Origin of the sequence: Methylobacterium sp. UNCCL125 (assembly GCF_900116795.1) — a bacterium.
Classification (GTDB): domain Bacteria; phylum Pseudomonadota; class Alphaproteobacteria; order Rhizobiales; family Beijerinckiaceae; genus Methylobacterium; species Methylobacterium fujisawaense.
On sequence record NZ_FPBW01000006.1, the window covers coordinates 263,133 to 275,486 of the forward strand.

Annotated in this window: 11 protein-coding genes and 2 pseudogenes; 3 read left to right on the forward strand and 10 right to left on the reverse strand. The window is 70.7% G+C overall.

The genetic code is table 11. The features are described 5' to 3' along the window. Positions 1–496: 496 nt before the first annotated feature. Positions 497–757 carry a PepSY domain-containing protein gene (locus tag BM396_RS08070; protein ID WP_236952722.1) on the forward strand — a complete coding sequence of 87 codons (261 nt, stop codon included), beginning with the start codon at positions 497–499 and terminating at the stop codon, positions 755–757. Between the two features lie 74 nt (positions 758–831). Here BM396_RS08070 and BM396_RS31835 read toward each other — a convergent pair. The 6 genes and pseudogenes from BM396_RS31835 to BM396_RS08095 all read right to left on the reverse strand — a co-directional run. Further along, positions 832–927: pseudogene (locus tag BM396_RS31835) on the reverse strand (IS1595 family transposase); the annotation flags it as partial. Further along, the gene (locus tag BM396_RS08075) at positions 927–1,781 is read right to left on the reverse strand and encodes an SDR family oxidoreductase (protein WP_043387799.1); all 855 of its coding nucleotides are present in this window, start codon (positions 1,779–1,781) and stop codon (positions 927–929) included. The pseudogene BM396_RS31835 and the gene BM396_RS08075, both read right to left, overlap by 1 nt. A 10-nt stretch (positions 1,782–1,791) precedes the next feature. Beyond that, positions 1,792–1,971, reverse strand: a complete 180-nt coding sequence (locus BM396_RS08080) for a DUF1328 domain-containing protein (RefSeq protein WP_043351142.1) — start codon at positions 1,969–1,971, stop codon at positions 1,792–1,794. Between the two features lie 112 nt (positions 1,972–2,083). Continuing rightward, the gene (locus tag BM396_RS08085) at positions 2,084–3,454 is read right to left on the reverse strand and encodes a chloride channel protein (RefSeq protein ID WP_170867473.1); all 1,371 of its coding nucleotides are present in this window, start codon (positions 3,452–3,454) and stop codon (positions 2,084–2,086) included. Between the two features lie 112 nt (positions 3,455–3,566). Further along, on the reverse strand, positions 3,567–3,854 hold the full coding sequence (locus tag BM396_RS08090; RefSeq protein ID WP_043351140.1) for a GCG_CRPN prefix-to-repeats domain-containing protein: 288 nt from the start codon (positions 3,852–3,854) through the stop codon (positions 3,567–3,569). Between the two features lie 284 nt (positions 3,855–4,138). After that, positions 4,139–5,527: a deoxyribodipyrimidine photo-lyase gene (locus BM396_RS08095; RefSeq protein ID WP_043387797.1), complete on the reverse strand. Its 1,389-nt coding sequence runs from the start codon at positions 5,525–5,527 to the stop codon at positions 4,139–4,141. 541 nt (positions 5,528–6,068) lie between these two features. Here BM396_RS08095 and BM396_RS08100 point away from each other — a divergent pair. Continuing rightward, positions 6,069–7,181: an NHL repeat-containing protein gene (locus tag BM396_RS08100; RefSeq protein WP_043387796.1), complete on the forward strand. Its 1,113-nt coding sequence runs from the start codon at positions 6,069–6,071 to the stop codon at positions 7,179–7,181. A gap of 115 nt (positions 7,182–7,296) precedes the next feature. Here the strand turns inward: BM396_RS08100 and BM396_RS08105 are convergent, their stop codons facing one another. Then, the gene (locus tag BM396_RS08105; RefSeq protein WP_043387794.1) at positions 7,297–8,709 is read right to left on the reverse strand and encodes a phosphatase PAP2 family protein; all 1,413 of its coding nucleotides are present in this window, start codon (positions 8,707–8,709) and stop codon (positions 7,297–7,299) included. Between the two features lie 138 nt (positions 8,710–8,847). After that, entirely contained in the window at positions 8,848–9,981 is a 1,134-nt protein-coding gene (gene dctP / locus BM396_RS08110; RefSeq protein WP_244538839.1) for a TRAP transporter substrate-binding protein, read from the reverse strand. Positions 9,982–10,128: 147 nt separating this feature from the next. On the opposite strand from dctP, the gene BM396_RS08115 reads away from it, so the two are divergent. Then, a complete protein-coding gene (locus BM396_RS08115) occupies positions 10,129–10,698 on the forward strand; it encodes a tyrosine phosphatase family protein (protein ID WP_043387791.1) in 570 nt (189 codons plus the stop codon). Positions 10,699–10,710: 12 nt separating this feature from the next. Here BM396_RS08115 and BM396_RS08120 read toward each other — a convergent pair whose 3' ends face one another. Together BM396_RS08120 and BM396_RS08125 are read right to left on the reverse strand one after the other, a co-directional pair. Beyond that, positions 10,711–11,847 (reverse strand): branched-chain amino acid ABC transporter substrate-binding protein, encoded by a 1,137-nt coding sequence (locus tag BM396_RS08120; RefSeq protein ID WP_043387790.1) that lies wholly within the window; start codon positions 11,845–11,847, stop codon positions 10,711–10,713. Positions 11,848–11,997: 150 nt separating this feature from the next. Then, positions 11,998–12,354: pseudogene (locus tag BM396_RS08125) on the reverse strand (sugar transporter); the annotation flags it as partial.

Consider the following 12,354-nt stretch of genomic DNA (forward strand, 5'->3'; position numbering starts at 1 on the left):
GCCGGATCGCGGCGTCGATCCCGCGTCCTCACGCGGGGACGCATCAGACGGCGGCCGGTCGAGCATCCGGGCGAGGAGGGTCGGCCCCTCGCCGGGACGGCCATGACAACGTGCGGTGCCCCCGATCTCGTGGCGGAGATCGCCGCGCTTGCGACCACCCACGTCATCGCCCGCGGGGCGCTGCGTCCCTTGTGCCCTCTCGGGCGAGGGTCAGGGTCGCCCGGCTCGTCCCGATGACGGCCTGTTCCACGCCTGCACGGCTGCCCCCTTCGAAGGACGCGGCGTCTGCGAGACAGACCTGAGTTCGGCCATCTCCTGCATCGCGACGAGAGCGGCGTCGTGACATTGGCTCAGTCTTTCGGAACGGCAATTCTATCGTTCGGCCGTCCGCCAGGGCCGGTGACTGAAGCGGCCGGCAGAAAATGACGATGCGATACCCCCCGGATGACTGGGGCGCCCTAGATCATTCTCTGCGTGACCTCATGAGATACAGACAATGATCAAGCGAACGATGCTCGCACTCGTCCTTGCCCTCGGCGCAAGCGCGCCCGTCACCGCCATGGCCGATCAGCCGGGGCCGGACTGGATGCCGGTGGAACAGGTCAAAGCCAAGCTTCTATCGTCGGGCTACACGTCGATCACGAAAATCGAGGCCGACGATGGGCATTGGGACGGCGAAGGGATCAAAAACGGACAGAAAATGAAGTTCGAGCTTGATCCCAAGACGGGGGAAATCCTCGGCGAGGCCCCCCATTAGGGAGGCCGAGGGCGGACCATGCGTTGCGGGTGTGCCGCCGGATCGTCGGTCGTTCGTGCTTCGACCTGACGTGTTTTCGGCTTGCCGGGCTCAACGCCGATGAAGGTCTCGTCCGCGTCCACGAGACCAGTGCTGCCAGCCGGCGCGTCCATCGGGACGGGCGCGCCGTTCAGTCGCTCCGGCCGACCTGCTGGAGGCTGAGAGCCCAGAGCCGTTCCTGCACCGCCTCGTCGCGGCTCTCGGCCGAGGAGACCTTCGGCTGCCCGTGCGAGAAGTAGCGGCCGGTGACGCCGTCGAGGTCAGGGGCGCTGGCCACGCGGAGGGAGGTCCGGGCGCCCTTCTCGGGCGTGATCAGGAACGGCCGCATCAGGGCCCAGGCCGCGCCGAACAGGCCGCCGGTGTTCTTGGCGAAGCCGGTGTTGACCACCCCCGGATGGACGGCGTTCACCGTGATGCCGCTGTCGCGCAGCCGGCGGGCCAGGGCATAGGTGAACAGCACGTTGCCGAGCTTGGCCTGGGCATACGCCCCCATCGCCCGGTAGCGCCGGGCGCCCTCGATGTCGTCGAAGTCGATATGCCCGCGGTAGTGGGCCGCCGAGGCGACGTTGACGATCCGCGGCCTTCCGCCGGCCGCCGCCGCTTGCCTCAGGGGATCGAGGAGTTCCAGGGTCAGGAGCACGTAGCCCAGATGGTCGAGCGCCCAGGTGCGCTCGATGCCGTCGGCGGTCAGCGTGCGCCGGTCGAAGATCGCGCCGGCATTGTTCACCAGCACGTCGAGGCGCGGATAGGCGGCCCGCAGGGTCTCGGCGAGCCGGCGGATCTCGGCCTGCGCGGACAGGTCCGCGCAGTGCGGCTCCACGGCGGCACCGGGCACCGCGGCGCGCATCCGGTCGGCGCAGGCCTGCAGCTTCCCGGCGTCCCGGCCGACGATCGCGACCCGCGCGCCGAGGCGCGCGAGCCCGAGGGCCGTCTCGTAGCCGATGCCGCCGGTCGCCCCGGTGACGAGGCAGACCGTGCCGCGCACGGCGCCGGCCTCAGAAGACCGCCTGACCGACCGCGAAGGCGATGACCACGATCACGATGGCGATGACGAGGAACAGCCCGAACAGGATGCGGGCCAGCGAGCCGGCTCCCGATGCGATGCCGGTGAAGCCGAGACCGCCGGCGATCAGCGAGATCACGAAGCAGATGAGGGCCCATTTCAGAAGGGTCATGACGTCACTCCGGCTGCGGCCCGGCGTGGGGCCTGTCGCTTCTGCCTCAACCGACGCCAAGCGAGACCGTTCCGCGGATTCCGGCCCGCGCCGCTTATAGTCTTACGTGAGGTCAACCGGTATTCGCCACGGGCTGCGCCGGCACGTCGGCGCGCTCCAGCATGATCTCCGCCAGGGTGTGGTAGAGCCCGCCCCGGCAGACCGCCTTGGAGGCGGCGTCGGCCAGGAGGGCCGCGACCATCAGCGGGATCACCATCGCGTGGTTCTGGGTCATCTCGGTGACGATGACGAAGCTGGTGATCGGCGCCTGCAGCACGCCGGTCAGGTAGGCCACCATCCCGATCAGCACCACGGCGCCCACGGGCATGTCCGGCAGGAGGCCGTGGACCGTGCCGCCGAGGCCGGCGCCGACCGCCAGGGACGGCGCGAACAGGCCGCCGGGGATGCCGCTGATCGAGCTCAGCACGGTGGCGCCGAATTTCAGGGGCGCGTAGGTCCAGCCGGCCGCCGCATCCCCGTGGAGGATGGCCCGGGCCTCCTCGTAGCCGGTCCCGTAGGCCGCGCCCCCGGAGGCGAGGCCGCAGAGGGCGACGCACAGCCCGCAGCCCGCGGCGAACACGACGGGCCGCCGCCGGATCAGCCGCCCGGCCGCCCCGGGCAGGCCGCGGGCGAACAGGATCACGACGCGGCTGAACAGCCCGCCCGCGAGGCCGCCGACCACGGCGACGAGCGGCACGATCCAGGCCGCCGCCAGCGGCAGGGCGGCATCGGTCGTCCCGAAATAGGTGTAATTGCCCAGAAGCCCGAGGGAGGTCAGGCCCGCCGCGACGATCCCGGCGACGATCAGGCCCGAGGAGCGCGCCTCGTAGGCGCGGCCCAGTTCCTCGATGCCGAACACGATGCCGGCCAGCGGCGTGTTGAAGGCCGCCGCGACGCCGGCCGCGCCGCCCGCGAGCAGCAGCCCGGGCAGGCGCTCGGGCGTCAGGCGCCCGAAGGCCGCCATGATCGCCGCGCCCACCTGCACGGTGGGCCCCTCGCGGCCCGCCGAGGCGCCGCAGAGCAGGCCCAGGAACAGGACCAGCACCTTGCCCACCGCCACCCGCGGCGAGATCAGGGAGAAGCGGAAGCGCGCGTCCCGGGCATGCCGGGCGGCGATCACCTGCGGGATGCCCGACCCTTGCGAATTCGGGAAGACCGTGCGGGCCAGGAGCGCCGCGAGGGCGAAGCCCGCCGGCGTCAGCACCAGGGCGATCAGCGGCGAGGGCGCGGTGAGGCGCCGGAACCCGTCCTGCGCGAGGTCGGCGCCCTTGGCCATCAGCACGGCGGCGAGGCCCACGCCGATGCCGCCGACCAGGAAGAGCAGGCGCCCGCGCCAGAGGGGAAAGGCCTCCATCGAGGCCGACCGCAGGCGCATGATCGAGCGGCGGTAGCGCGAGCGTTGCGGCGGCGGGGCATCCCGGGTGTCCCCAACGTCGTCCCGCATCTCGACCATGAAAGAGCACCTCGTCCGCGCAGCCGGTGCGGACGCTATAGCGCAACGGTCGAGGAAAGACCCGTTTCAAGGGAGGCCGGCACGCGCGTGCCGGCCCCACCGCTCACCAGCGGTAATGCCACGCGGCCCGACGCCAGCCCCCATGATGGTGCCAGCCCCAGGGGCGGTGCCAGCCGACCCGGCGCCAAGCCCAGGGACGGTGCCAGCCGTAGACCACCGGCCGCGCGTAGTAGACCGGGCGGTAGGCGTAGGGACGCCAGTTCGGCTTGCACCAGCCGGACCAGCCCCGGTGGAAGCCCGGGCCGCAGCCCTGGGCGGCGTCCGCCGTGCCGACCGTGGCGGTCAAGGTTCCGAGCGCGAGGAGTGCTGCGCCTGCAAGCTTCATTCGCATCGTCGTCCTCCTTTCAGTCGCAAGCTATAGCGATGATCCGGTCTCGGTCGGACCGAGATGTCACCGGATGATGTCCGGCCGTTTGCGAAGAGCCGGAAGTGCGCTCGAAACACCCGGAGCCGGGACAGCGTTTCTTCACAAACCTGTGTGCTGCAGAGGCCCGGGATCCGGCCGAAGAAAGCGTTGCAATACGGTGGGGGACCGCACGGACCGGGCGCGCCGTCGCGCGATGATTGCGACGATGCTCCTGCGCCCGGAAAACGCCGGACGGGCGGCGCGCCCCCTCACCCCTCGGCCGCGCAGAGCGTCTCCACGGCCCGCACATAGGCCTTGGCGTCGAACTTCTTGAGCGAGTTCTCGCTCTGATACCGCACGGTGCCGAAGATCTTGCGCTTCTGCCAGGGCCGGTCGTGCAGGCCGTACACCCAGGCGACGTTGGTGAAGGAGTTCGGATCGCGCCCGTCGAGGAAGTAGCGGTTGTTCAGCCGCAGCGTCCGGGCGAAGCCTTCCTTCGGCGACGGGGACCATTCGAGGATCTTCTTGCCCCAGTACATCCGCAGCTGATTGTGCATGTAGCCAGTCTCGCGCATCTCGCGCATCGCGGCGTTCCAGTAGCGGTCGTGGGTCTCGCCGGCGGCGAGCTGCTTCTCCGAGTAGGCGTGCGGGCGCGCGTCCGTCGCGTGCTCGGCCAGCGTCTTGCGCGCCCAGTCCGGCACGGCCTTGTCGTAGTCGTCGTACCCCTCCGTGTAGAAGACGTGGTTCATGGCGAGCTCGCGCCGGACGATCAGCTCCTCCAGATAGGCACCGCGGTCGTCGGAATCGCCGATCCCGGCCTCCCGGACCGCCAGGGCGATCTCGACCGGCGAGATCTGCCCGAAATGCAGGTACGGGCTCATGTGCGAGGCGGCCGCCGCCTCCGGCCTGTTGCGCCCCGCGCCGTAGCCGGCAAACCCATCCTTCAGGAACGCCTTCAGGCGCTTGCGGGCCTGCGTCTCGCCGCCGGTGAACCGCTTCACCGGCCCGACCGCCCGGTCGAGGCTCATCCCGGCGAGCACCGCCTCCGGATCGGAGACGTCGACCGCGCTCTTCAGCTTCAGGCGATCGGCCTTGTGCTTCACCGTGCGGGGCTTCAGCGCCGCGATGAACGGGTCCCACAGCCGGTTCAGCTTCGGCCGCAGCGTCCGGGCGGCGTATTCGTGCTTTCCCGAGGCCGTCTCGACCGGCACGACGACGTCGCCCTCGACCTGGACGATCCGCGTCGTCACCGCCTCGGCGATCTCCCGGTACCAGCCCTTCTGGATGGCGAGATAGCCGCGGTCGAGGACGAGGAGCGCCGCATCCGCGGCGAGGTCGATGGCGATTTGCGCGGGCGAGACCTTGCGCATGACGAAGCCGATCCCGCGCTTCTCCAGGCCCGCCTTCGCATCCGCGAGCCCCTGCAGCAGGAAGGCGTAGTGCCGGGCATTGGCTTCGGGAAAGCCGCTGGCGCCGTCGAGCAGGCCGAAGCAGGCGACCACCGGCAGGCCGAGGCGGTTCGCCTCCTCGATGGCGAGTTCGAGGGCCGGGTTGAACGTCGCCCGGTTGGCCTGCTGCAACAGGTACAGGACGTAGGCGCCGTCTCCGCGGGGCTCGACATCGTTGAGGATCCGGATCCGCTCACCCTGGATCGCCATGCTGACCTGCCCCTTGCTTGGCGCGCCGCGCCGGAAACTTGGCTGGAGAAGGTAGAGCGTTCGGGCAATTCGTCCGTCCGGACGGCGCGGATGAAAAGCCGCAGTCGAACCCTCGGGCCGGGCCCGGGTTCGATCCTGCAAAATCGCGATACATCAGCGGCTTGCGCAATGATCGATCGGATTCCGTGGACACAAAGCAGGTTTCGATCGGGCCGGCCGATCTGCGACATTTTCAACACAGGCCTGCGGCGATGCGTGCGCGGGCACACAAAGGACAGCCCTGCTGTCCTGAATGCCCTTGAATTTTCCGTCCAGGGGCGCAGATTGTGCAGCGCGGGAAGGCGATGGCGTCGCCCTCTCGCAGCCCTTCTTGGGCGTTTCCTCCCTAGACTTCGGGCCGCTCCTTCGGGAGTGGCCTTTTTTCTGTCCGGATGGTGGTCGGGCAGCCTCTGTCACCGAAGCGCGTGCGTCCCGCTGGATCCCGCCGGACCCGGCCGCCAGACTGGCGGTGAGCGCCGGGACAGGCGCCGGAGGACACGCCATGAGAATCGTCACCGCCCTGCCGGCGCTCGCCTGCCTGCTCGCCCTCGCGGGCCCTGCGACCGCGGAGCCGCCGCGGTTCCAGGTCGACCCGTCCTGGCCGAAGCCGCTGCCGAACGACTGGATCATGGGTCAGGCGGCCGGCGTCGCCGTCGACGCCCAGGATCATGTCTGGGTGGTCCAGCGGCCGCGGACGCTCACCGACGACGAGAAGGCGGCCAGCCTCGATCCGCCGCGCACGAAATGCTGCAGGCCCGCCCCGCCGGTTCTGGAATTCGCCCAGGACGGGACGCTGCTGCGGAGCTGGGGCGGCCCCGGCACCGGCTACGACTGGCCGTCCAACGAGCACGGGATCCAGATCGACGGCCAGGGCTTCGTCTGGATCGCCGGCAACGGCGAGCAGGACGGCCAGCTCCTGAAATTCACCCCCGAGGGCAAGTTCGTCCTGCAGATCGGCAAGTCCGGTCCGCAGACCGACAGCCAGGACACGACCCGCCTGGGCAAGCCCGCCAACGTCGATTTCGACATGGCGGCCAACGAGGTCTACGTCGCGGACGGCTACTTCAATCACCGCATCATCGTCTTCGACCGGGACACGGGCGCGTTCAAGCGGATGTGGGGCGCCTACGGCAAGCCGCCGACCGACGACAAGCTCGGCCCCTACGATCCGGCGGCGGCCCCGTCCCGGCAATTCGCCAACCCGGTCCATTGCGTGCGGATCGCCCGGGACGGCCTGGTCTATGTCTGCGACCGGACCAACGACCGCATCCAAGTCTTCAAAAAGGACGGGACCTTCGTGAAGGAGATCCTTGTCGAGAAGAACACCCGGGCCAACGGCTCGGTCTGGGAACTGGCCCTCTGGCCGGACGCCGACGAGACCTACCTGCTCAATGCCGACGGGGCCAACAACGAGGTGCGCACGCTCGCGCGGGATACGGGTGAGGTGGTCGGCGCCTTCGGCCGGAACGGGCGCATGGCGGGCCAGTTCCACTGGGTCCACAACCTCGCGATCGACTCGCAGGGCAACGTGTTCACCACCGAGGTCGACACGGGCAAGCGGGCGCAGAAGTTCCTGGCCCTGGGACAGTTCGTCCTGCGCAAGCGGACGCCGTAAGCGGCGGCGCCGGGATCCGCGGCGGCGCCCTCGGCCCTGTCCCGACGGCGCCGGCCGCGCCGGCGTGCCGTCGTTCCGGCCCGGGTGGAGGGAGCGGTCGAGACCGCCGGGCCCCTCAGCGCGTCGCGCTGGTCGCCGCCCGTTGCGCCGCCAGCGCGGCGGCCTTGCCGGCCGCCGTATAGAGGTCGAGGCGGGCGTAGACGCCGAATTCCGAGCCGTCGTCGAGGAAGCCGCCGCCTGGTCCCTGCGTCTCGGTGAGGATGGCGTTGGCCTCGTCCAGCGTCAGCGCCGGGAAGGCCGCGGTAAGCAGGTGCCCGGCCTCCGGGGCGATCTTGGCGACATCCTCCTTCCGGCCGGCGGTCTCCGGGTGCACCACCGGCAGGCCGTAGGTCTGGGTCGCCGCGTAGAAGGCCGCGTTGGCGGCCGGGTCCTTGAAGCGGCCCGTATCCTTTGCGGCACAGGCCGCCACCGTATCGCCGCAGCCGGCCTTCAGCGCCTCGGCCATCGCCGCGCGGGCCTCAGCCAGGAGCGCCCGGTAATCGGTCACGCCCACCGTCCTGTCGGCCTCGGCGGTCGCCTGATCGAGGACGGCCGGATTCTTCCGGATCTGGCCGACATAGACCGGATCGTTGGCGAGCAGATGGGCCAGGGCGTGCAGCGAGGTCGCCCGGCCGCCCAGCACGTCCATGGCGTAATGCGCCCCGACGATGATCCGGTCGTTGCCGTACTCGGCGGCGCGGGCGACCATCTGCTGGTAGCGCTCGGGGACGAGGAGCGCGAGCACCATGGACTCGGTGTAGCCGTAGGTGGTGTGGCCGCTCGGATAGGACGGGCTGTTGACGAGATCCTGCGCGGGGCCGCGCAACCAGTCGAGGCTGTGGGACGGAGCGCCGAAGTAATCCTGGCCGCGATAGGCCCGCAGGCGCGGCAGGGTCTGGAACGGGCGCGAATTGCCGTAGCGGTCGGCGCCGGGGCTGCCGGCGGGCCGGTCATAAGCCTTGCCGAACACGTCGGTCACGGCGCCTTCCGCCAGGATCGCGGCAGCCGCGTCGGAGACCGGAGTCTTGCCGTTGGTGGTGGCGTTGGCGAAGAAGTATTTGCCGGAATTCGAATCCGATTTGGTGACGTTGTTGGTGTAGCCGATCAGGTTGGCCACCGCCGGCGCGATGCTCGTGAAGGTCTTGTAGTCGCTGTAGGTCGCCTTGGCCTGGTAGGCCTGCGCGAGGGTCGTGCCCAGACCGTCCGCGAGGCCGGCGGCGTTGCCGTCGGTGATGAAGCAGTCCCGCAGGGCGAGCTGCTGCTGTTCCGGGAACGGCAGGAGCGTCGGCTGCTTGAGGTCGCCGGTCTGGATGTCGCCGGTGACCTGCAGGTTCGCGTCGAGCGCCGCCTTGCCCGCGGGCGAGGCCTGCAACCGCGCCACCGGGACCAGCCCGCGCAGGGCCGTCAGGTTGGCGGCCGATTGTGCGACGGCCTGAAGGGGCAAGGCCGCCCCGAGCAGCGCCAATCCGACCCGCAGCGTCCCGAACATGCAGCCGTCTCCCTCGCCGAAGCCGTGCCGGACGCTAGAGCCGGCCGCCCTCGCGTTGCAATCGCGCGCGGCCCCGGCATCCCCATCTTTGACGGGGCCCCCGAGGCCGGAGCCGGATCCCCTGCGGCGGCGCGCGCTTCAGCCCCGCGCCCGGGCGCGGATCATGAAGTTGTCGTAGGTGTATTCCGCCACCTGGAACCAGAGGTACTCCTCGTTGCGGAAGGTGCGCATCGCCTCGTAGACGCGACGGAAATCGGCGTTCTTGGCGGCGATCTCGGCGTAGACGTCGTTGGCGTTCTTCAGGGCGGCTTCCATGACGTCCTGGGGGAAGGGCCTCAGCTGCGCACCCCCGGCCACCAGCCGGCGCAGGGCCTGCGGGTTGCGGGCGTCGTACTTGGCCTGCACGTCGGCGCCGACCTCGGCGGCGGCGGCCCGGAGGATCGCCTGGTAGGATTTCGGCAGCGCCTTCCACGCCTCGGCGTTGAACCAGAAGTGCAGCATGGCGCCGCCCTCCCAGAAGCCGGGATAGTGGTAGATCGGCGCGACCTTCTGCAGGCCGAGCCGCTCGTCGTCGTAGGGGCCGATCCACTCGGCGGCGTCGAGCTTCTTGCTCTCCAGCGCCGCGTAGATCTCGGGTCCCGGCACCGCCTGCGGCTGGACGCCGAACTTGGTCAGCACCTGGCCGCCCATGCCGCTGATCCGGAACTTGAGGCCCTGGAGGTCCGCGAGACTCTTGATCTCCCGGCGGAACCAGCCGCCCATCTGCGCGCCGGTATTGCCGCCCGGCAGGCAGACCAGCCCGGCCTTGGCGAAGATCTCGCCGAACAGCTCGGCCGCGCCCCCGGCCAGCCACCACGCGGCGGCGCCCCGGGCGTTCAGGCCGAACGGCACCGCGGTGGCCAGCGCGAAGGTCGGATCCTTGGCCATGCCGAGGGTCGCGGGCCCATGGCCCATCTCGACGGTGCCGCCGGCCACGGCGTCGAGCAGCCCGTCGGCCGGCACCGGCTCGCCGGGGCCCTGGACCTGGATCTGGAAGCGCCCGTCGGTGGCCTCGGCGACGATCCGGCTGAGCGCCTCGGGAGCGCCGTACAGGATGTCGAGCGTCTTGGCGTAGGCGGAGGACAGGCGCCAGCGCAATTCCGGGGCACTCTGGGCCCGGGCCGGGGCGGCGAGCGGCCCGGTGAGCGCCGCGGCCGCGCCGAGGCCGGCGGTCAGCACGCTCCGGCGCCGGGTCCCGGCCGAGGGGGATCGCGCGAGGTGAGGTTCGTCCAACGGCATCTCGTCCGAACAGGTCCGGTCCGACCGGGGCCGGATCGGAGGTCGCAGGTAGCACGTCCGTGCCGGTACTCGAAAGCCGCGGGCGCCGGGGCGGTTCCGTCGCGCCTCGAAACCGGCCTCCGCCCGTGCTAGGCGCCGGGGATGCGAACCGAGCCCGCCGTCACCCTGCACACCGTCTGCGGCCTGGAGGAGCTGGCCGGCCACGGCGCCCGCGGCGTCAGCCACGTCCTGTCGCTGCTCGATCCCGGAACGCCGGAGCCCGAGGCCTTCACCGCCTACGGCGCCCATGCCCGCACGACCCTCCGGTTCCACGATTGCCTCGCCCCGGGCGAAGGCCTCACCCCGCCGGAGCCCGAGCATGTCGGGGCGATCCTCGATTTCGGGCGGCACCTCGACGGCGCCGGCCATCTCCTGGTCCATTGCCATTACGGCCTGTCGCGCTCCACCGCGGCGCTGCTGATGTTGTTCGCGCAGGCCGAGCCCGCCACCCCCGCCGCCGCTCTGGTCGAGCGTCTCCACGCCCTGCGCGAGCCCGCTTGGCCGAATGCGCGCATGATCGGCTTCGCCGACACGATGCTGAATCGGGAGGGACAGCTCAGCGCGGCGGTGCGGCGGCTGCACGCTCTGCAACTGCAGGTCCGCCCGCATCTCGCCGAGCTGCTGCGCGGTCTCGGCCGCGGCGCCGAGGTCGAGGCCGCGCAGGCGCTGTGAGCGGCGGGGCGCTCACTTCCCGGCCGGCGTGAAGCTCCCGTCCTTCCAGACATAGAGCACATAGCCCTGCGCGGTGACGTCGCCCTTGGCGTCGAAGCCGACCGTGCCGAGCACGAGATCGAACCGCTCCGTATGCAACGCCTGCGCGATGGGGCGCGCCTCGGTTGAATGGGCGAAGTTGCCGGCCGCAACCAGGGCCTGCATCGCCGCATACCCGTAGATCGTCGAGCCGGTGGGATCGACGCCCTCGGCCTTGAAGGCCTTCACGACGGCCGCGGCGGCGGGCTGCCGGCTCGGGTCGAGGTAGAAGGTCATCAGCACGCCGTTGCTCGCCGATCCGGCGGTCTTGGCGAAATCCGGCGTGGCGATGGCCGAGGTGCCGAACCATTGCGGCCGGTAGCCCCGGTCCGCGGCGATCTTCACCAAGCGGCCCATCTCGGCGGCGTCGCCGCCATAATAGACGACCTCGATCCCCGCGCCCTTGAGGCGGTCGGCCAGGGCGGAATCGTCGGCGTCGCTGGGCGAGAACGACAGGAACAGCGCCTCGTTCACGCCGATGCGGTTGAGATTGTCCTTCGTGGCGGCGGCGAGGCTGCGGGCGGCGGGCGTCTGGTCCTGGATGAGAGCGATCTTCCGGTCGCGGAACCGCTCGGCCAGAACGGCGGCGGACAGGCGGGCCTGATCGTCGTCGCGCCCGCACACCCGGAAGATCGTCGGCAGCCCCCTGTCGGTGAGCCGCGCCGCCACCGAGGCCGCGGAGATCATCACCACGCCGTTCTGGGCGTAGATGTCGGAGGCGGCGATCGAGGCGTTGGAGCAGACATGGCCGACCACGAGCCGGACGTTGCCGCGCACGAAATGGTTGGCCACCGCCGTGGCGGTGTTGGAATCGCAGGCATCGTCCTGCACGTCGAGGGTGACGGGCTGGCCGTCGAGCCCCCCCATGGCGTTGGCGTCCCGGGCCGCAGCCTCGACCCCCCGTAGCACCTGCTCGCCGACCGCCACGTAGGGCCCCGACCGCGGGACGGCCACGCCGATCACCACGTCGGCCGCCGCAGGAGTGGCCGGCAGGAACGCGAGACACAGGCTCAGGGCGATCAGTGCGGGCCGGAGCGGCCCGTGGGCGGGGACGAAACGTCCGATCTTCATCGGGCTCTTCTGGGCATCCTTGCGCGGCGGGTCAGCGCGACGGCGGATGCGGCTCCGTAGCCCCGATCCCGCCCCGCACCCTGTGCCCATACGCGAGGACGCGGAGAAACGCGATTTTTTTCCGCCGCTGTCCCGTATGCGGACCGCCTCCTACTTGGCGTAGGAGTAGGCCAAGGCGGCGGAGGAGACCGGTCCGGTGATGCCGCTGAAGACGGTGAGCACCTTCTGGACCTCGGTGAACGGCGCGTTCGACACGTAGACCAGATCGCGGTTGCGCATGCGGAACGCCTGGGAGACGAACAGGCTGTTGGGATCGCGCATGTCGATCCGGTAGACCACCGGCACCAGCGGCGTGCCAAGCAGCCGCGAGCTGGGGCTGAGGCGCCGCACGACGCTGGCCGGCTCGAACCGGAAGATGAACGTCCCGGCCGGGTCGGCGGCGAAGTCCGACAGGCCGCGCGCCTTGGCCAGCGCCTGGGCCAGGGTGATGCCGTCGGCCTGGAACGG

Excerpts from the sequence above, each read along its gene's own strand:
- BM396_RS08070 (WP_236952722.1), top strand. The coding sequence starts at position 497 with ATGATCAAGCGAACGATGCTCGCACTCGTCCTTGCCCTCGGCGCAAGC.
- BM396_RS08080 (WP_043351142.1), bottom strand. The coding sequence starts at position 1,971 with ATGACCCTTCTGAAATGGGCCCTCATCTGCTTCGTGATCTCGCTGATC.
- BM396_RS08085 (WP_170867473.1), bottom strand. The coding sequence starts at position 3,454 with ATGCGGGACGACGTTGGGGACACCCGGGATGCCCCGCCGCCGCAACGC.
- BM396_RS08090 (WP_043351140.1), bottom strand. The coding sequence starts at position 3,854 with ATGCGAATGAAGCTTGCAGGCGCAGCACTCCTCGCGCTCGGAACCTTG.
- BM396_RS08095 (WP_043387797.1), bottom strand. The coding sequence starts at position 5,527 with ATGGCGATCCAGGGTGAGCGGATCCGGATCCTCAACGATGTCGAGCCC.
- BM396_RS08100 (WP_043387796.1), top strand. The coding sequence starts at position 6,069 with ATGAGAATCGTCACCGCCCTGCCGGCGCTCGCCTGCCTGCTCGCCCTC.
- BM396_RS08105 (WP_043387794.1), bottom strand. The coding sequence starts at position 8,709 with ATGTTCGGGACGCTGCGGGTCGGATTGGCGCTGCTCGGGGCGGCCTTG.
- BM396_RS08115 (WP_043387791.1), top strand. The coding sequence starts at position 10,129 with ATGCGAACCGAGCCCGCCGTCACCCTGCACACCGTCTGCGGCCTGGAG.
- BM396_RS08120 (WP_043387790.1), bottom strand. The coding sequence starts at position 11,847 with ATGAAGATCGGACGTTTCGTCCCCGCCCACGGGCCGCTCCGGCCCGCA.